The 18588-nt window shown below is 53.4% G+C and carries 15 protein-coding genes and 1 riboswitch; of the genes, 8 read left to right on the plus strand and 7 right to left on the minus strand.

Going from position 1 to position 18588, the window contains the following annotated elements:
* Positions 1-58: 58 nt before the first annotated feature.
* Positions 59-655, minus strand: coding sequence for an RDD family protein (locus tag BM123_RS00780; protein ID WP_090164896.1), 597 nt, complete (start codon positions 653-655; stop codon positions 59-61).
* A gap of 123 nt (positions 656-778) precedes the next feature.
* Positions 779-974, plus strand: a riboswitch (cobalamin riboswitch).
* A gap of 187 nt (positions 975-1161) precedes the next feature.
* Between BM123_RS00780 and BM123_RS00785 the strand changes: the two genes are divergently transcribed.
* On the plus strand, positions 1162-3048 hold the full coding sequence (locus BM123_RS00785; protein WP_090164897.1) for a TonB-dependent receptor plug domain-containing protein: 1887 nt from the start codon (positions 1162-1164) through the stop codon (positions 3046-3048).
* Positions 3049-3895: 847 nt separating this feature from the next.
* Entirely contained in the window at positions 3896-4582 is a 687-nt protein-coding gene (locus BM123_RS00790) for an HAD family hydrolase (protein ID WP_090164898.1), read from the plus strand.
* A 22-nt stretch (positions 4583-4604) separates the two neighbouring features.
* Here the strand turns inward: BM123_RS00790 and BM123_RS00795 are convergent, their stop codons facing one another.
* On the minus strand, positions 4605-5999 hold the full coding sequence (locus tag BM123_RS00795; RefSeq protein WP_090164899.1) for a NupC/NupG family nucleoside CNT transporter: 1395 nt from the start codon (positions 5997-5999) through the stop codon (positions 4605-4607).
* Between the two features lie 133 nt (positions 6000-6132).
* Between BM123_RS00795 and BM123_RS00800 the strand changes: the two genes are divergently transcribed.
* Positions 6133-6747: a uridine kinase family protein gene (locus BM123_RS00800; RefSeq protein ID WP_090164900.1), complete on the plus strand. Its 615-nt coding sequence runs from the start codon at positions 6133-6135 to the stop codon at positions 6745-6747.
* Positions 6748-6956: 209 nt separating this feature from the next.
* On the opposite strand, the gene BM123_RS00805 is transcribed toward BM123_RS00800, so the two are convergent.
* The gene (locus tag BM123_RS00805; protein ID WP_090164901.1) at positions 6957-7301 is read right to left on the minus strand and encodes a hypothetical protein; all 345 of its coding nucleotides are present in this window, start codon (positions 7299-7301) and stop codon (positions 6957-6959) included.
* Positions 7301-8020, minus strand: coding sequence for a carboxylesterase family protein (locus tag BM123_RS00810; protein WP_090164902.1), 720 nt, complete (start codon positions 8018-8020; stop codon positions 7301-7303). The genes BM123_RS00805 and BM123_RS00810 overlap by 1 nt, the downstream gene beginning before the upstream one ends.
* 213 nt (positions 8021-8233) lie before the next feature.
* On the opposite strand from BM123_RS00810, the gene BM123_RS00815 reads away from it, so the two are divergent.
* On the plus strand, positions 8234-9373 hold the full coding sequence (locus BM123_RS00815) for an HU domain-containing protein (protein ID WP_090164903.1): 1140 nt from the start codon (positions 8234-8236) through the stop codon (positions 9371-9373).
* Positions 9374-9444: 71 nt separating this feature from the next.
* On the opposite strand, the gene BM123_RS00820 is transcribed toward BM123_RS00815, so the two are convergent.
* Both BM123_RS00820 and BM123_RS00825 read right to left on the minus strand, forming a co-directional pair.
* Positions 9445-11121 (minus strand): caspase family protein, encoded by a 1677-nt coding sequence (locus tag BM123_RS00820; protein WP_090164904.1) that lies wholly within the window; start codon positions 11119-11121, stop codon positions 9445-9447.
* Between the two features lie 206 nt (positions 11122-11327).
* On the minus strand, positions 11328-11942 hold the full coding sequence (locus tag BM123_RS00825) for a hypothetical protein (RefSeq protein WP_090164905.1): 615 nt from the start codon (positions 11940-11942) through the stop codon (positions 11328-11330).
* Positions 11943-12321: 379 nt separating this feature from the next.
* Between BM123_RS00825 and BM123_RS00830 the strand changes: the two genes are divergently transcribed.
* Positions 12322-14256 carry an alpha-1,4-glucan--maltose-1-phosphate maltosyltransferase gene (locus BM123_RS00830; RefSeq protein ID WP_090164906.1) on the plus strand — a complete coding sequence of 645 codons (1935 nt, stop codon included), beginning with the start codon at positions 12322-12324 and terminating at the stop codon, positions 14254-14256.
* A 17-nt stretch (positions 14257-14273) separates the two neighbouring features.
* Here the strand turns inward: BM123_RS00830 and BM123_RS00835 are convergent, their stop codons facing one another.
* On the minus strand, positions 14274-15491 hold the full coding sequence (locus BM123_RS00835; RefSeq protein ID WP_090164907.1) for a hypothetical protein: 1218 nt from the start codon (positions 15489-15491) through the stop codon (positions 14274-14276).
* 236 nt (positions 15492-15727) lie between these two features.
* Between BM123_RS00835 and BM123_RS00840 the strand changes: the two genes are divergently transcribed.
* The 3 genes from BM123_RS00840 (at position 15728) to BM123_RS00850 (ending at position 18554) form a co-directional block, all read left to right on the plus strand.
* Positions 15728-17074 (plus strand): (Fe-S)-binding protein, encoded by a 1347-nt coding sequence (locus BM123_RS00840; protein ID WP_090164908.1) that lies wholly within the window; start codon positions 15728-15730, stop codon positions 17072-17074.
* A gap of 70 nt (positions 17075-17144) precedes the next feature.
* Positions 17145-17687: a four helix bundle protein gene (locus tag BM123_RS00845; protein WP_217642075.1), complete on the plus strand. Its 543-nt coding sequence runs from the start codon at positions 17145-17147 to the stop codon at positions 17685-17687.
* An 84-nt stretch (positions 17688-17771) separates the two neighbouring features.
* Complete coding sequence (locus tag BM123_RS00850) at positions 17772-18554, plus strand: (Fe-S)-binding protein (protein ID WP_175489208.1); 783 nt, start codon at positions 17772-17774, stop codon at positions 18552-18554.
* Positions 18555-18588 lie beyond the last annotated feature (34 nt).

An 18588-nucleotide genomic window follows, 5' to 3' on the forward strand; every position in this document is an offset into this window, starting at 1 on the left:
AGCGGGCCCCGGAACGATTGCCCCGGAACCCGCTTCCAACTGGTTTTAAGAGCTCGGCCTACAGGCTCTGCGTCTTTGGTTCTTTGTGGACAACGAAAGTTTCCGCCAGTTGATCGTGGGCAGCCTGCTTGCGTTTATTGGCAAATAAAAACAGTGCAGAGACAAGGGGCAGCCAGCCAGCCAGATTCTGTAAAATTCGCATAGGCATGCTCATGTTCTCAGCCTGCCATTCAGCCAGCATCATGGAGTATTCCATAAAGCCTTCGGCTTCTTCTATGCCGGGAATCTGAAACATCATCTGAGCGAAATAGAGCGTAACCAGCAAGCCTAGTATCCAGGGTGTGTACCGGATGAAAGCCTGACTGAGCGTGATGGGAGCATAATCTTTGTTTACTACCTTAAGCTTTAGAATCATCTTACCCGGGGTAGCTCCGTACAAGCCCTCCAGCACGGGTTTGTATAGAGAGGCAAGCACCATGATGGCCATATAATTCGTGAGACTTGGCGACATCATCTGAAAGTACATCGCCCCAAAAACCAGGGGGGAAGTGATCAGTCCATCAATAATTGCAGCCCCCAGGCGTGGGCCGAAACCAGCAAAACGTGGTGCCTGATCAAGGAGGCCGGAGCCTCCGTCAAGAGTATCTGTGTACATAAGCGTGTGTTTAGTTTGTGGGTCTAAGATAGTAAGTTGCTTCTGCGAGACAAGGATTTAGAGATGAATTACAGTGACTTTTCGACGAAAGGAAAAAAGCGGAAATATCAGCAACAGGAATACTACCTTCGCGCCGCAATCGGTAAGCCGCTCCGGTAAGTGGAGCGGTTTTTAAAAGGGAATCCGGTGAAAATCCGGAGCTATCCCCGTAGCTGTAAGCCCGTGTGGGCGATGTCATCAGGCCACTGAATCGGAAGATTTGGGAAGGCGACATTGCCTTAGGGTAAGCCAGAAGACCTGCCGCTGCACATAGTTCTTCGCTTTTCGGTGAGAAAGAGGGAGGTTGGAAGCTTGGTCCGCTACCAGTGAGAGTATATCCTCATGGCGCGGACGCAGGTGCAAAATGGGTTGCAGAAGCAAGGGGAAAGGGCATCGTTCTTTCGCCAAAGCGCTTGCCGTGCCCCTGTCAACCGCTGCTCTTTTCTACCGGTTCAACAACCGTTTTTATGCAGCCATTTTCACTCTCTTTACTCTTTGTCCTTTTTCTTTCCTTCGGGGTCTTTGCCCAGGCTCCTTCGATGACAACTACGGCCGACGAAGTCGTCGTCACCGGCAGTCGATTCTCCCGCTCACTGACCAATAGCCCGCAGCGGGTAACCGTCATTGATTCAGTGGAAATTGCTCAGTCGGCAGATCTGGCCCAGCTTCTTTCCGAGCAGGCAGGTATCGTTATCAATGGAGCGTACAGCAACCCCGGCAAAGACAAGTCTCTCTTCCTCCGTAACGGGGCCAACCAGTTTACGCTCATCCTGATCGACGGGCAGCCACTCCTGGATCCTTCCTCGCTGGGAGGGGCCGTTGATTTACGCTTACTCTCCCTGGCGGGTATCGAGCGCATCGAAATTCTGCGGGGCGCCAGATCCTTACTTTACGGCTCGGACGCCGTGGCCGGAGTCATTAACCTGATTACGAAGAAAAACACTGCTCCTGATACCTTCACCTTGCACCTGCGCGCCGCCGCCCAGACCCTCAACACCTACGAGGGAAGCGCTGCCCTCTCCGGCAGTACTGAAAAACTGGACTATCAGCTCGGCTATGAACACTACCAAACGGACGGGCTGAGTGAAGCCCTCGAGCCCGAAGTCAGTCCCATCGCTTTTGGCAAAGATGGCGCTCAGCGCCAAACCCTGACCGCCGGACTCACCTATCGCCCCAACGAATACCTGAGCCTCCGCCCTACCCTGCGCCTGGCTTCCTTTGACGGCGATTACGACGGTGGCAACTTTCAGGATGCTGACAATACCTACACCAACGAACTACTCGCTTCGGGGCTATCCGCTGATTATTCACGAGGGGACAACAGTCTCGGTGCCCGCTTTAACTACGCCCACACCGACCGAAAATTCAACAGCACCTTCGGCACTTTTTCCGGCTTAGGCCGGGCCGCTCAGGCAGAAATCTTCGGCGTACACCGATTCACAGAACGAGCAACCCTGACCGCTGGCGTTCAATTGCGAGACGAAGCTCTCGGCCGCGAAGACGAGCAGCCCGACACCACCTCCGCCACCACCATCAGTCCCTACCTTTTGCTCAACCTGACCGTCGCCGAAGACCTGCTCGTAGAAGCAGGATACCGCTACAACAATCACTCCGGGTTCGGGGGGCAGAGCAATTTCTCGCTGGCCCTGGGCGTCAACAGCACCGACCATTGGAGCAGCCGGCTCAACCTGGCCTCCGCCTTCCAGAGCCCTACTCTGGATCAACTCGCCGGCCCCTTCGGTGCTAATCCGAACCTCGCCCCGCAAGTGGCCAACTCCATTGAAATCAGCACTCAACTGGCGGACCCCAAAGGAAGCTACCGCATCAATCTCGCCATCTTTCAGCGGGAGATTAAGGACGTTATCACCTTCGACTTTGCCGCCGGCTACCAAAACCAGGACGAACTGCTCGACCGGGGCGTAGAGCTCGAAGGTTTCTACCAGTTCAGCCAGCGATTTACCGTTAACAGCTCTCTGAGCCTGGTAAAAGGCCAACTGACCAGCCCCGACGGAAGCGGGGGAACAACGGAGACCGAAGACTTCCCCCGTCGCCCACAAACCAGCGGCCACCAGGGCCTCACCTACCGGGCAAAAGCGCCCTTTACCGCACGGCTCTCCGCTCACTACACGGGCCAACGGCCCGATGTGTTCTTCGACGAAAACTTCAGCCGCATCGATACCGAGCTTGATCCTTATTGGCTAATCAATTTCTACGCCGAATACCAACTCCTGAAAGACCGTCAGCTAACCCTCTTCGCTGACGTGCGCAACCTGACGAACACTGAATTCACGGAAGTAACGGGCTTCAGCACGCTGGGAAGAATGATCCGGGGAGGCTTTAGATTAACCTTATAAAAGGATTTACTTAGTGGCTGTGTAAATCAGCGGTTAAAAGCTGCGCAGCAGCCTACCTCTGTGCACCTCTGTGTAAACCTCAAAGCTGCGAAGCAGCCACGTAGTGAATCTGTGTAAATCCGTGGCAATCTGTGGTTAAAAGCTGCGCAGCAGCCTACCTCCGTGAACCTCTGTGTAAACCTCCGTGCAACTCTGTGGTTACCTCAAAGCTGCGAAGCAGCCACGTAGTGAATCTGTGTAAATCCGTGACAATCTGTGGTTAAAAGCTGCGAAGCAACCTACCTCCGTGCACCTCTGTGTAAACCTCCGTGCACCTCTGTGGTTACCTCAAAGCTGCGAAGCAGCCACGTAGTGAATCTGTGTAAATCCGTGACAATCTGTGGTTAAAAGCTGCGCAGCAGCCTACCTCCATGCACCTCTGTGTAAACCTCCGTGCACCTCTGTGGTTGCCTCAAAGCTGCGAAGCAGCCACGTAGTGAATCTGTGTAAATCCGTGACAATCTGTGGTTAAAAGCTGCGAAGCAACCACGTAGTGAATCTGTGTAAATCCGTGACAATCTGTGGTTAAAAGCTGCGAAGCAGCCACGTAGTGAATCTGTGTAAATCCGTGACAATCTGTGGTTAAAAGCTGCGCAGCAGCCTATCTCCATGCACCTCTGTGTAAACCTCCGTGCACCTCTGTGGTTACCTCAAAGCTGCGAAGCAGCCACGTAGTGAATCTGTGTAAATCCGTGACAATCTGTGGTTAAAAGCTGCGCAGCAGCCTACCTCCGTGAACCTCTGTGTAAACCTCCGTGCAACTCTGTGGTCACCTCAAAGCTGCGCAGCAGCAAAACCTCCATCCCCCATGAAAACCTTCATCCTCTTCGACATCGACGGCACGCTTCTCTTCTCCAACAAAGCAGATAGCCGTTGCTTTGCCAGTAGCTATGAGGTCATTTTCGGGCAGGCCTTCCCCACCATTGACTGGACGAAGTTCCCCGAGGTAACCGATCACGTCATTTTCAGAACGGCTTTCTACGAGCATTTTAAGCGCCACCCATCGGAGGAGGAACGGGAGACTTTCGAAGAGCACTATTTAGCGGCGCTGGCGCAGGTGCGGGGCGAGAATCCTTCGGAGTTCAGGGAAGTGCCCGGCGCCGCCGCCCTCTGGCGGCGACTTGAAGCCGATGATCGCTACCTGACGGGAGTCGCGACGGGTGGTTGGCAACGCCCGGCCGCCCTCAAACTGGCGCACGTCGGCATCCCGCCGGAGCCCCCCTTCGCCGGCTACGCCAACGATAAGTTCAGCCGCCGGGATATTCTGCAGGAGGCCATTGACCTTGCCCGGGCGGAGTACGAAGTCGGCCACATCGTTTATGTCGGGGATGCCGTCTGGGACGTCACGACCACCCAGGCAATGAACCTACCCTTGATTGGCGTTCGCCACCGCGGAGATCACGATAAGCTACTGGCAATGGGCGTGGAAAAAGTTGTTTCGGATTACCTGGATGTGGAAGGCTTTCTCAACGCAGCCTCCGTCGGGCGCTCGTAATGTCGGCTTCAGTCGGCGAACATCAATAAAACAGCCCCGCAATCGCCCCGGTCATCAAACAGGCAGCGGTTCCCCCCAACAGGGCGATCATGCCCAGATCCGTCAGGTTTTTGCGCTGTCCCGGAGCAATAGCCCCGATACCCCCCACCTGAATACCGATGCTGGCAAAGTTGGCAAATCCACAGAGTGCATAAGCTGCAATGAGTACACTTTTTGGCGAAAGGGAAATTCCTTCCGTTGCCTGAACCACCCGGAAGGTATCATAGGCAACAAACTCGTTAATAACCGTCTTCAGGCCAAGCAACTGACCAATTACGGTAATATCCTGCCCGGGGACACCAATGATCCAGGCAACGGGTGCAAAACAAAGCGCCAGTAAATAGGTGAAGCTGAAACCATCAAACCGGCCACCGGTAGAAGCTTTGATGGCTTCGTTCCAGTCACCAGCGTCAGGGTTAAGGTAAATGGCAAGACCATTCACAAGGTCAGTACCCGTCAGAAAAATCTCATTGAGCATGAAGATCAGGGCCGTAAAAACGAGGAGCATGGCGCCAACGTTTACGGCCAGCTTCAGGCCATCCGTAGTACCCCGGCTAATGGCGTCCAGAAGGTTATTGCTGTCATCGGCCGCCATGGTGAGGCGGGTGTCTTTTTTAGGCGTAATGGCTTCGTGGGTGTCTCCCTCCATTGCTCCGCCGGTAACTTCGGCCAGGGCTTCCGGTGTTTCCGGAAGCAGGATCTTCGCGCAAACGATGGCGGCTGGTGCGGAGATCATACTGGCCGTCAGCAGGTGCTTCGCGAAAAATTGCTGGGCCACGGGGTCAGAGCCCCCCAGAAAGCCTACGTAGGCCACAAAGACACTGCCCGCAATGGTGGCCATACCCCCCACCATAACACAAAGTAGCTCCGAAGGCGTCATCTTTTCCAGGTAGGGTTTAACGACCAGCGGGGCTTCCGTTTGCCCGATAAAAACGTTGGCGGCGGCGGCCAGGCTTTCCGGGCCGCTCAGGCCCATCGCTTTACTCAGCAGCCAGGCCAGCCCGTAGACGACCTTCTGCAAAATCCCGAGGTAATACAGGATGGCAGAAAGGGCCGAGAAGAATACCACCGTAGGCAATACCTGAAAGGCAAAGATGTAGCCGAAGCTGTCCATATCGTTCACGATGCTGCCAAAAAGAAACTCGGAGCCAGCAGCCGTAAACTCAAGCGTTTTACGAAAACCCGTAGCGATGTAGTCGAATATGACGCTTACCCCCTTCACTTTAAGGATCAGAATAGCCAACACGAATTGCATGGCCACGCCAATGCCCACCAGCTTCCAGTCAACCGCTTTGCGGTTGCGGCTAAAGAGGTAGCACACCCCAATCATGACAGAAAGACCGAGTAAACAGCGGAAAAGATCGTAGGCGAAATTCATGGTTTGGCTTGGGTACGGCGCAATATAGGCTGATTGAAGGAGAGAATGGAAGGATTAAGGGAATGAATGAAAGAATGGAGCAATGATGAAGGTGGAATGAGAGAATAACCCGGCATTCTTCTATCTTCGCGCCATGCAGAAACCTTTCCTTATTGGCATCACCGGAGGCTCCGGTTCCGGCAAGACTACTTTCATCCGTCAGTTACGGGATGGGCTCAATGACGATCAGGTCTGCTACCTGAGTATGGACGATTACTACGTACCCAGGGAACAGCAGAAAGTAGATGACGAGGGTGTTCATAATTTTGATCGCCCGAAGTCTATTTACCGCGACGAATTCGTCCGGGATCTCAAAAAGCTCTGCAAGGGAAAAACTGTCACCCGACAGGAGTACGTCTTTAACAACGAACTGGCGGAGCCCCGGATGCTGGTTTTCAAACCAGCGCCCGTCATCATCGTGGAGGGTTTGTTCGTCTTCCATTACAAAGAACTCCGTAAGATGCTCGACCTGCGCATCTTCCTGCACGCCAAGGACAATCTGAAGGTCGTCCGCCGCATCAAGCGCGACCGTGTAGAACGCAATTACCCGCTGGAAGACGTCCTCTACCGCTACGAACACCACGTGCTACCTGCCTTCGAAAAATACGTTGAGCCATACAAAGAGAAGGCCGATATCATCGTGAATAACAATACAGACTTCAATATGGGGCTGCAGGTGGTACGGGCTTTTGTGGAGGGGAAGGTTTGATTGATCAGGGTAATCGCAAGCTCCCACCTACACGCTTGAAGGTCCAATGAATAGTGGCAGACAAACCTCGAAGCGTCCCGCAGTATTGCGGGACCTTCAAAAGTTTACTCTTTTCCGAGCTTGCAATAGCCCTGTTTAATTGATCCGGTTATCGGATTACTTCCCAAGTTGATAAAAGACGGAGCTCACCGCTTCGACTAAAGAGAGCGTCAGGGTGGCCATCCATGCCCGCCCACCTTCACGTAGTGTTCAAAAGAAACACAATCGATGACAGACATATCGGCGGTAGAGTGATAGTCAACGGCGCGGGCCATGTCGAGGTAATAGCAGGCTTCTCCGGCTTTCACGACGAGGGAGTCGCCATTCCAGATAGCTTCGTCAACGGAGGGAAGGATGGGCTTTTGCCCGGCCATCAGGTGGTAATCGTCTCCTGCGGCCGAGTACTCCAGGCGTAGGAACCAGTTGACGGTGTAGGACTGTTTTTTGCCGCTGCACGCAGGGAGCAAAGTAAGGATGAAGAGCAATGCGGAGAATAGCGTAAGGCTTTGCTTCATTATTCCGGTTTTGGGCGTTTCTGGGCGAGCATCCATTTGTACAGTTCAGGATCAGCGTAAGCTTTCTCCCAGGCGTTGTGCCCTACCCCTTCGTAAAGGGTAAGTTTTGGCTTTGGGTTCATTTTTTTCCGGCGGAGGTTCTCGATCATATCGACGGATTCGGAGGGATGGATGAGGTCGTCATCCGTGCCATGAAAAGCCCAGATCGGGAGGTTTTCCGGGATCCAGATATCGTAGCTGCGAGGCACGGCGCCACAAACGGGCGCCAGGGCAGCAAAGCGTTCCGGCTCATGCATCGCCAGCATCCAGGCGGCGAAGCCGCCACGGCTCAAACCCGTGAGGTAGACCCGGTCCTGATCTATCCGCGGACTAAGCATGAAGTGATCGAGCAATTGGCTCAGGGCAACGTTATCCCAGAATCCGCGCGTAAACCGGTTCTGCGGAGCAAGCGTGATGAACGGAAACTGCCGGCCTTCGGCAATGTGCCTCGGCAGTCCGTTCTTCTTGACTTTCTCCAGATCATGTCCGCCCTCTCCTCCGCCATGAAGGAATAAGACCAGTGGCCATTTCTCCTGATTATTGTTGAAGCCTTCGGGGACGTTAAGCAGATAAAAAATAGTGTCCTTTCCGAGAACATAGCTCCCCTCCGTGAACTGAGCGGAGAGCTGAGTTAAGAAGGTGAGGAGAAAGAAGAAAATTACGGTAAAAAGTTTTTTCATTGTAATAGCTGACGCTGCGTTTAAAAGGAAGAACAGGCTAAAAGTACTGCCGAATAAGCTGGTTTGCTCACTTAGTTTATTAATGATCGTTGTTGAGTCGTCTAACGAATCCTTTTTTCGGTAAGCCCGCGAAGTTGGTTATCAGGAAAAGTTAGTCCGACGATTTCCGCCACGGTATTCTCTCCTAAAAGCAGACCACCTATCTTTGTGACCATGTCCAAGCAAATCACCGATATCATCCGGGGCATCCTCATGGAGGAAGATCAGGTCTGCCTGCCAGGCATCGGCACCCTGCGGCTAACGCCGCAGCCGGCGCTGATCAGCCCGATTGAAGGCAAGGCCACTCCGCCGTCCGAGCAGGTCAGTTTTAATGCTAATCTCGTGCTTGATGACGGACGAATCCTGCGAGGCCTTACCGAGTCTACGGCACTGGACCGCACGGCCGCACAGGCAGAATTGGCGGCTTTCCTGGAGCAAACAAAGGAGAACCTTGACGCCGGACGCTCGGTAACGCTGGAAGGTATTGGCCGGCTGTTTCGTCATTTTGACGGGCAACTTCGCTTCACGGCCGGAGGAGACAACTTCAGCAAGGCGTCCTTCGGATTACCGGCGGTGGACATTCGCCCGATCGCCCGAACGGAGAAAAGAGCCGCTACGTCAGACCCCATGCTGGGCACTCCCCTTGCTGCCTCAACGGACACTGCACCTGCGTCCGCGCCGCAAAAGAAAGCTCCCGGAGGCATTCTCTATGATCCCGAATTGCGTAAAATTCTTTGGTACGTGGCCGCCTTTCTGGGGTCCATCGCCCTGCTTTGCCTGCTCTACTTGCTGGGCACCACCATTGCCTCGGCCCTGAATGACGAGCCCACTCCGATCGTCCAGACAGACGAAGGGCCTGCTCCGCAGCCCCCCATTATCCGTAAGCCATTACCGCCGGTGGACGCCGGACGGGTCGTCCCGGATGACCCTCCACGCCTGCGGCAAACAGACAGCGAAGACAAACCCGACCGCAGCTATCAGCAAACCGAGCCTGCCGCCCAAAACAACACCGATCAAACCACTACGACGACGCCCACTCCTGCCCGATCATCAACGAGCAGTAGCAGCAATGTTGCCCTGATCGCCACGGGCCTGTACGGCAGCAGCCGGAACGTGGAAAAGAACATTGCCCGCATCAAAGCCGCAGGTTACGATGCCTTCTCCTCACCCGACGGGCGCTATACCCGCGTCGGCGTTCGTCTGGAATACCAGACGGAAGAAGAGCGGTTCAACGCCCTGAACCGTATCCGGCGATTATTCTCAGAAGATGCCTTTGTGTGGGAATTGAACGGAGAGCGGATGTCCGTGCAGTAGGCGGATTAGCCAGCCCGGACGCTTAAAGGTCCCACAGTATTGCGGGACGCTTCGAGGTCCTTAGACCTTTCCTACCGTTTCCCCCGAATCACCGATACCGGCATCAGATCATCATAGGTTCCCGTGAGGGTTGGCGTCTGAATGTTGCCGGTGTAACGGCGGACCTCGCGGTGGACGAAGCTGAAGAGTTCCTGAATGGAAACGAGCTGATCGCCATTATCGTCGGCTTCGCCCTTCATACCCCGGATGAGGTAATGGCTAAAGATGCCGCTACGCAGGCCGCCATCTTCGAGGCTGATTTCCTCTCCTTTGCTGGACAGCAACAGTGCCGTGGACGCCTGGGCATTATTGAGGGCATTGTAGTAAGCATTGAGTGCGGCATCCGCACCGCCACCACTTTTGCCAGCGAAGGCGATGTCCTGGCTGCTGGTGCGACCACCGAGGCTGCCGCTATGGCAGGCATCTGCGATGACGAGCTTGTGCTTCGCGCGGCTGGCCAGTAGCTGATCTCTAAGCTGGTAGTGCTCCAGGCGATTGGTGTATCCATCATAATCGACGGGAAGGAAGGCGCCGGGGAGTCCGTGCCCACTGAAGTAAAAGAGGATAACATCATTTTCATCAGCCCGCTGGTATACTTCGCGCATTGCCATGATGATGTTGCGGTGGGTTGCATCTTCGTCGATCAGGACACGAACCTGCTCGTCGGGCAGCGCACCTCCTTCCACGCTTTTGAGGAAAGAGAAGAGGTGATAGGCGTCATCGTCCGTGTAGCGCAGTGTTCGCATGTGGGTATAGCGGGCGGCGCCTACGACGACGGCCCAGACCTTTACAGCGGGGTCATAATCTACGGAGATTTCCTGCGCCGGGCGCCCCGTTGCGGTAAACAGGCGGCGGAACAAGCGGCCATTTCGCCAGAGGCCACCGTGCATCTGGCCGTCGGCGTAATACATGATACCCAGCCCGTCGGGCTGGTGGCTGGCGAAGGAACCATGATAAGTATTTCCGTTCGTGAAGGCAACGGTTCCGTTGCCGGAGGGTAATCCGGACTGGATCATACCGTAGAAGGTTGTCCCGTCCGGAAAGCGGTATTTACCCGGTCCGTCGGGGCAACCAGCACTGCAGTCGGCCACGGTGTTAGGGTTACCCTGAAAGCCGATGCTCGACCAGTCCGCCTGGAAGTTATCGTCTTCCCAGGTGCCGGCGATTTCTGTGCCGTCTTCGAGAATTTGCTTCCCTTGCCCGTGGCGAAGGTTATTCATCCATTCCCCGGTGTAGCGGTCACCGTTGACGTATTCCATCGTTCCCTGCCCCGTAATTTGCGTGCCGACCATCTCCCCCCGGTACAGATCGCCGTTGGCAAATTTGAACTCTGCCTGCCCCTGAATTTTGTCAAAAACCCAGGTAGCTTTTAGTTTATTCGCATTCTTGAAAGTAATCGTCCCGCCGCCATGCCGCTTACCGTTGTGCCATTTGCCGAAATAACTGGTACCATCGGCTTCGGTCATCCGTCCTTTGCCTTCCTGCAGGGAGTTTAACCAGTTACCGACATAAAGTCCGCCGCCGGGGAATTTGAGCAGGCCAAAGCCCGTAAACTTCCCTCGCTTAAAATCACCACTGTAAACCGCTCCGTCCGGGAAGCGGAAGTCTCCTTTTCCGTTGAGGCAATCGCCTTTAATGCATTGTCCTTGCTGAGCGGACAACATAAATGAGAAGAACAGCAAGCTGAAGCAGGTGAGAAAACGTGTCATCGGTTCGGGATTAGAATATGGTCTTTGGTTAAATCGGTATTTATTAAGCAGCTAAAGATGACGAAAAATTGTGTAGCTAAATCTTAAGGTTTTTAGAAGTTGAGGGAGCGGTGGCAAATAAGCGGTTAGCGGCGGGATGATGGCGAATTTAGGCGCGGTCGCAGGTGCAAGGGGGGATTTTTTCAGCAAAGAGATGCCATGCCGCCCTACATATTCAACTGCTTCTTCACCGCATTGAGATCAGAATAGCCGACGTCCGAGAAAGTAAGCCCGGTGATGTTGATAACAGCGTCCTCCGGATTGGCCAACAAATTTTTCTCGTAAGAGATATTAACGTCAGTGGCTTCGGCCGTTCCGGCGGCAGTGGAAGGATCGCTCAGGTCAAGCGTACCGGACAATTGGGCATCGGGCTGTTTAGCGCGCAAATTCGGGTCAAAACTGAAGAAGCCCGTCATGCGGTCTCCATCATTTTTTGCCAACTTCAGTTGCGCCGTCACCTTTTCCAGTTCAAAACTGTCTCCGTCGTAGTAAAGCTGGATGGATTCAGAGCCCTTCTCCAGTTTCTTTTTGAAGGTGATGATGGCCGTTCGTTTTCCACTATTCTTGTGGCGGGAGACGATGCCCGAAGCCTTGGTATAAGCCCAGGCCACCCCGTTAATTTCACAGAGTTTTGTTCCCTGATTAACGTTTTGAGGCAGAGTTTTCGACATTGCGACTTCAGGGGTAAGGGTGGTTTCTTCCACAACTTCTGCAGTGGCTTCCGAATCTCCGCCACAGGCAACGAAGGAGAAAAAACTCAGAAGAATAATAAATCGGAACATGGTCATAGTTTTTCGCCGATCATTTGATCGGTACTCAGGCCTTTATGGCCGAAAGAGACGGCGCGTTACGGATTGGGCTATTTTGCACTCTAATTGCCCCTTGCGCCCGCGCCCGCAATAAAACAAGGATTGCTGCGAACCACCACCGCCACTACTACCTTACTAGGACAAACGTCTTAGATCAAAAGACGTAGTTAAGTAGATGACCTTTGCCCAGCACGAACGTAGTGAGCTGTCACTTGCGGTAGCAAATCAAGAATCAAGAATCAAGAATCGCCAATCGCTATTCAAAAACGCAGTAAACGAAGTTTGCTGCGTTTGCCCCATCTCCTTACATCTTTTTACTTAATTTCGCACTTCTCAAATCCACGACCACACTATGCAGAATCGTTCCGTTATCGACAACGTCAAGCCGCAGATCAACAACGGCCGATTTATGATCCAGCGGGTCGTAGGGGAAAAGGTCAACGTTAGCGCCAGCATCTTTGGGGACGGACACGATTACCTGCGCGCCGTAGTAGAGTATAAAAAAGAGGGTACCAAAAAGTGGACCACCGTTGAAATGGCGGACCTCGGTAACGACGCCTGGAGTGCTTCCTTCACCGTTACCGAACAGGCTATTTATCAGTACCGGATCGTTTCCTGGGTGGATCACCTGCTCACCTGGTACCGGGGCTTCAAGAAAAAACAGGCGGACGGGCAGCCGATGGGCGTTGAACTGGCCATTGGAGGCAACCTGCTCACGGAGGTCGCCAAGTCACTAGCCAAAAGCAAACAGGCACCGGTTCGGGCGGCCATCAAAGAACTGGGCCAAAAGGACGAAGGCAGCGCTACCGATTATGTTCTCGGACCTGTTTTCGGAAAAATTGTTCAGGACTATCCACTGCGTAAGTTCGAAACCACTTACGACCACAATATGCGGGTAAAGGTCGGTCGTCTGCGCGAGCGTTTCAGCAGCTGGTATGAGCTTTTCCCCCGTTCTGCCAGTCAGGACGTCAACCGCACGGGCACCTTCAAGGACGTAGAGCTCTTACTGCCCCGCATTGATGAACTGGGCTTTAATGTGTTGTACATGCCGCCCGTCCACCCCATCGGCCGCAAGAACCGTAAAGGCCGCAACAACGCCACCACGGCGATGGAAGGCGAGCCGGGCAGCCCCTGGGCCATCGGCGCCGCCGAAGGCGGCCACAAAGCTATCCTCCCCGAACTGGGAGACATCAAGGACTACAAAGCCCTGATCCACAAAGCCAAAACAGAGTACGACATCGACGTAGCCCTCGACCTGGCTTTCCAGTGTGCGCCGGACCACCCCTACATCGAGGACCACCCCGACTGGTTCATCTGGCGGCCGGACGGCACCATCATGTACGCCGAGAATCCGCCGAAGAAATATCAGGATATTGTCCCCATCAACTTCGAAACCGAAGACTGGAAAGCGCTTTGGGAAGAACTGCTCAGTGTTGTTCTCTACTGGTGTGAAGCTGGAGTGACCATCTTCCGCGTAGACAACCCCCACACGAAGCCTTACCGCTTTTGGGAGTACGTTATCGGGGAAACCAACAAAAAATTCCCCGACACCATTTTCCTGGCCGAGGCCTTTAGCCGGCCCGCCGTAATGACGGAACTGGCCAAGCGGGGCTTCCAGCAAAGCTACACCTACTTCACATGGCGGACGACTCCGCAGGAAATGAAGGAATACCTGACCGAGCTGACGACAACCGACCTGGCGGACATCATGCAGCCGAACTTCTGGCCCAATACGCCCGATATCCTTGCCTTCGAGATGATGGGTGCCAACAGCAACCAGTTCGTCAAGCGGCTGTTACTGGCCGCTACCCTCTCCAGCTCCTACGGCCTTTACGGCCCGAGCTACGAGCTGATGGAAAACCGGGGCAACACCAACGGTAAGGAAGAATACTACGACTCGGAGAAGTACATGGCCCGCCATTACGACTGGAGTTACCGCAACCGGATTACGGATGCCTACACATTGATCAACCACGCCCGGAATAATAACCCCGCGCTGCAACAGACGAACAACATCCGCTTCACCGGCTCAGAAAACGGCAACCTGCTCAGCTTTGTGAAGTGGGACGAAGAACGGACCAACTTCATCTGGACGATCGTCAACTTCGACCAGCACAATCGCCAGGGCGGTCACGTACACGTGCCCCAGGACCTGCTGGGGCATGACGGCTTCCGGGTAACGGATCTGTTAACCGGCAACCAATACTGGTGGAACGGCCATTCTAACTACGTGGACCTTGACCCCGGGCAATGGCCGGCGCATGTGTTTAAGGTGGAGTTTAGCTAGGTAATTCAACAATGGCGTCAGCCCCAGGCCTTGTCCCGGGCTTTTGTCCGTTTAGGCCTTTGGGGGAAATAACGCCTGATGAGTGCAGACCGGGCCCGCCAGGGAAGGGCCGAAAGAGCTTGATTGAGCAAACTTCTTGTAGAGGGTGGAAATTGGTATGTCCCTGAACAGGCAAATGCGTGCAGTGCCCGACGATCACCAGAACAAACGGAATACTCATTGCTCCAGGATTCTTCTGCATATAACTCCTGCTGCCATTCTGCCCGCTCCCCGTTGGGAAGATAAACCGATAACAGGGCCGTAGCCGTAACGCCTAAAGATTGTTCGTGGGTAGTTACCGTCGCCGTGATGGTTTTAAAATGCTTGATTTCTGTAATCTTAGTTACATAGGTGCTATCGTTCACCTTTACCTTCTTTTTGATCTTTTCGACGTAATCCAGCACCTCCTTTTCATAGACATCACAACTACTACTGGAGTACGGGCCATCTATTCCCCGGCTTAGGTAACTAACTTCTGCAAACAGGTCCACCCGGCGGCCATTATCGGTCATCACAATCTGGGTCCAGCCCCTGTTTGTTTCGTTCAGGCTTTGGGTACTTTCCGCCAGGATGCTATAATAATCAGAGTCCGGGTGGGGAGCCAGCAGAATGCGGAGAGTACCTAATTCTCGTAGCTGGCTGAGCGTGTCTGCTAAAGTTGATGTCCTTTCAGGAAGGTATTTCAGGGCATTATTGTAGTGTTCGAAGGCGGCCCGGGCAGCGGGTTTTTCTCCCGCAAATGCAGCGGGCAGACTTGGTCGGGCTTGCGCAAGGAAGTAAGCACCAGCCTTTCGGCGGGCTTCTTCCCGTTGTGCTTCCAGCACGGCAGGGCGCAGGCCGGGGTGGCGTTCGAGCTCTTTTGTATCCGGCAGGTATTCCACCAAATCGAGGCTTCTGGAATACAGATTTTGATAGAGGGTGTACAAATGTATCCAACGCCGCTCATCGGTCGTTTTTCTGAGTTCCAGAGCGCTGGCGTAGTCGCGGGATTGTACAGCGGCGTAAGCGTCCTCGAATTGCAGGAGTGCCTTTTGTCGGGCCTTACTGTAAGGACGTTGGGCGCTGACGCGGGTGCAATGTTTTAAGGCGACGGCATAGGCGCGGTCGTACTTTCCTTTTTCCAGCAGCCTGGGAACGCCCACACAGCCAAACAGGGTAATGGAGCAAAGGAAGAGGAGGATCTTCGAATAGGACAAGGTTTCAGATGTTGGGGTAAGGCGGGTCTGCAAAACACAAGGTAAGGTGGACAGTCGCTTGCTTTCGTTACGAAAAGATTAAAATGAATGCCTGGCTTTCCAGTTAGAGCGCAAGACAGATTATCGGCTATTCTCGCGGCTCACTGGTTTACTGCACCGGCAAGAAAACCAATCTTCCAGCGAATTTTCGCTAAATCCATTTGCCCACCCCACCCGCATGATTTACCTTTGGTCGTATGCTACAATCGATCATCTTCTGCCTGGTAGCCGCGGCAGCTTTAGGTTACTCCTTTTACCAGTTCCGAAAGGTATACGCTAATATAATGATGGCCAAAGCCGAGGCCGTTGAGGGCCCGACGGGCGAACGCTGGAAAAACATGATCCTGGTCGCCTTCGGCCAGAAGAAAATGTTCAAGCGCATGATTCCCGCCGTACTGCACTTCATGCTGTACGTGGCTTTCGTCTTTACGCAGATTGAACTGATTGAGATCTTCATTGACGGCATCTTCGGCGTTCACCGCTTTTTTGCTGATGGGCTAGGAACATTTTACAACTTCATCATCAGCACCATCGAGGTACTGTCCGTGCTGGCATTTATCGCTACGGTAATCTTCCTCGTTCGCCGCAACGTGCTCTTCATTCCACGTTTCAACAAGCCGGAGATGACCGGCTGGCCAAAGCTTGACGCAAACCTCATCCTGATCTTCGAACTCATCCTGCTCGTGTGCATCTTCACGATGAACGGCACCGATGAAGTACTGCAGGGCATTGACCCGGCGCACTACCCGGATACCAACCTGGCGGTTACCAGCTGGCTCGGCCCCGCTCTCTTTGGCGGTCTGAGCGAAGGCACCCTTAAAGTACTGGAGCGCGTAGGTTGGTGGGGACACATCGCCATGGTCTTCGTTTTCCTGAATTACTTGCCCAAGTCGAAGCACCTCCACATTCTTCTCGCTTTCCCGAATACCTATTTTGCCCGCCTGGGGCAAAAGGGCCAGATGGAAAACATGCCCGAGATCATGAATGAGGTAAAATCCATGATGGGCCTGGGCGACCCCAATGCTCCGGAGCCGGACATGAACGCCGAGCTACCTGAATTTGGCGCTAACGATGTTTTCGAGATGAGCCGCATCGATCTGTTGGGTGCTTACAGCTGCACGGAGTGCGGCCGTTGTACCTCCGTGTGCCCGGCCAACATCACCGGTAAAAAGCTTAGCCCACGTAAGATTGTCATGAACCTCCGGGATCGCTCGGAGGAGGTAGGCGAAAAAATTCGCTCTGGCAACACCGAGTTCTGCAAAGATGAGTCACAGCCTTTATCCGCTGACAACTTCGATGATGGCCGTAACCTCTGGGATTTCATCAGCCGGGAAGAGGTTCACGCCTGTACTACCTGTAACGCTTGCGTGGAAGCCTGTCCGGTATTGATCAACCCGCTGGAGATGATCCTGAAGCTTCGCCGTCACGAAATCCTCACTGAAGCTGCCGGACCGCAAGACTGGCTGCCCCTCTTTAACTCCATCGAGAACCAGCAGCGGGCCTGGAGTGTGAGCACCAGCCGGACGGAGTGGATGAATGAATGAGGGAATGGGAGAATGAGGGAATGCATAAAAAACTAGAAATTCGATAATTACTAAAACTAGCCGTCTGAAAATGGGAAAATTTAAAGCAATGATATTAGACTTGCTATACTTATCCGCTGATGAAGCACCAGACCCTGATTTCAGTATTGAGAATTTCGTTTTCGAAGAGCTTCCTGTAGATAAAAATGACACTCAACTATTGGCAGACCCTCAATCTGAATATGGAAAATCTACAAAGAAGTCTAAGGAAGAATTTGTTACCTGGTTAAAGGCACGAACTAAAAAAGCGGCCATAGAAATTATAAATCTGATGGAAAATACTGGAAATTCTCCGGGACTAAATGTTGTAAGATACCAGCTGATCAAATCTTCAACTTCATCTGCCGCTAATTACCGAGCCGCTTGTCGTGCCAGATCCGTAAAAGAGTTCTACGCAAAAATGTGCATCGTAGTCGAAGAAACTGATGAAACAGTGTTCTGGCTGGAAATTCTAAATGACTCAAAAATTAAAGTTGACAAATCCACCATTAGTAAACTCCAAAAGGAATGGACTGAAATTCTAAAAATAATGGCTAAAGCAAAGCACAACGCTTATCCCGCAACCAAGAGATAGTAAGCTAAGATTGATTCACTCATTCCCCCATCCCCTCATTCACTCGTCCCCTCATTCACTCATTCACACATTCCCCCATTCACTATGACCGTCAAAACCATGGCCCAATTCGCTGCCGAAGAAAAACAGCCCGAGATCCTCTTCTGGGTAGGCTGTGCGGGCAGTTTCGATGACCGCGCCCAAAAGGTAACCCGGGCTTTTGCCGAGATTCTTACCGCAGCGGGTATTGAGTTTGCCGTTTTAGGCGACGAAGAAGCCTGCACCGGAGATCCGGCCCGGCGGGCCGGTAACGAGTTCCTTTATCAGATGACGGCCCTGCAGAATATCGAGGTACTCAATATGTACGGCGTCAAGAAAATGGTGACGGCCTGTCCGCATTGTTTTAATACGATCAAGAACGAATACCCTGCCCTCGGCGGACACTATGAGATCGTACATCACACCCAGCTCTTGCAGCAGCTCATCGACGACGGCCGGATCAAGATGACCGGTGGTGGCGAATTTAAAGGTAAGCGTATTACCTACCACGATAGCTGTTACCTCGGGCGTGCTAATGGCGTCTACGAAGCTCCACGGGAAGTACTGCAGTCTTTAGATGGTCAGCTCGTAGAGATGAAGCGCAGCAAGACCAACGGTCTTTGTTGTGGCGCCGGAGGCGCGCAGATGTGGAAAGAAGATGAGAATGGTGATAAGCGCATCAACGTGGAAAGAACCGACGAAGCCCTGGCCACCGGTGCCGAGGTGATTGCCGTAAACTGCCCCTTCTGCCTGACCATGATGACCGATGGCGTAACCGGCAAAGAAAAACAGGACAGCGTGATGGTTTATGACCTGAGCGAGATGATTGTGCAGCAGATGGCGAAGTAGTTTTAGCCAAAGAATGTTTCAGTCAAGCAGTCAA

The organism is Neolewinella agarilytica, assembly GCF_900110645.1.
GTDB lineage: Bacteria > Bacteroidota > Bacteroidia > Chitinophagales > Saprospiraceae > Neolewinella > Neolewinella agarilytica.

Coding starts and splice junctions, on each gene's coding strand:
- BM123_RS00780 (WP_090164896.1), bottom strand. CDS start 655: ATGTACACAGATACTCTTGACGGAGGCTCCGGCCTCCTTGATCAGGCA.
- BM123_RS00785 (WP_090164897.1), top strand. CDS start 1,162: ATGCAGCCATTTTCACTCTCTTTACTCTTTGTCCTTTTTCTTTCCTTC.
- BM123_RS00790 (WP_090164898.1), top strand. CDS start 3,896: ATGAAAACCTTCATCCTCTTCGACATCGACGGCACGCTTCTCTTCTCC.
- BM123_RS00795 (WP_090164899.1), bottom strand. CDS start 5,999: ATGAATTTCGCCTACGATCTTTTCCGCTGTTTACTCGGTCTTTCTGTC.
- BM123_RS00800 (WP_090164900.1), top strand. CDS start 6,133: ATGCAGAAACCTTTCCTTATTGGCATCACCGGAGGCTCCGGTTCCGGC.
- BM123_RS00805 (WP_090164901.1), bottom strand. CDS start 7,301: ATGAAGCAAAGCCTTACGCTATTCTCCGCATTGCTCTTCATCCTTACT.
- BM123_RS00810 (WP_090164902.1), bottom strand. CDS start 8,020: ATGAAAAAACTTTTTACCGTAATTTTCTTCTTTCTCCTCACCTTCTTA.
- BM123_RS00815 (WP_090164903.1), top strand. CDS start 8,234: ATGTCCAAGCAAATCACCGATATCATCCGGGGCATCCTCATGGAGGAA.
- BM123_RS00820 (WP_090164904.1), bottom strand. CDS start 11,121: ATGACACGTTTTCTCACCTGCTTCAGCTTGCTGTTCTTCTCATTTATG.
- BM123_RS00825 (WP_090164905.1), bottom strand. CDS start 11,942: ATGTTCCGATTTATTATTCTTCTGAGTTTTTTCTCCTTCGTTGCCTGT.
- BM123_RS00830 (WP_090164906.1), top strand. CDS start 12,322: ATGCAGAATCGTTCCGTTATCGACAACGTCAAGCCGCAGATCAACAAC.
- BM123_RS00840 (WP_090164908.1), top strand. CDS start 15,728: ATGCTACAATCGATCATCTTCTGCCTGGTAGCCGCGGCAGCTTTAGGT.
- BM123_RS00845 (WP_217642075.1), top strand. CDS start 17,145: ATGGGAAAATTTAAAGCAATGATATTAGACTTGCTATACTTATCCGCT.
- BM123_RS00850 (WP_175489208.1), top strand. CDS start 17,772: ATGACCGTCAAAACCATGGCCCAATTCGCTGCCGAAGAAAAACAGCCC.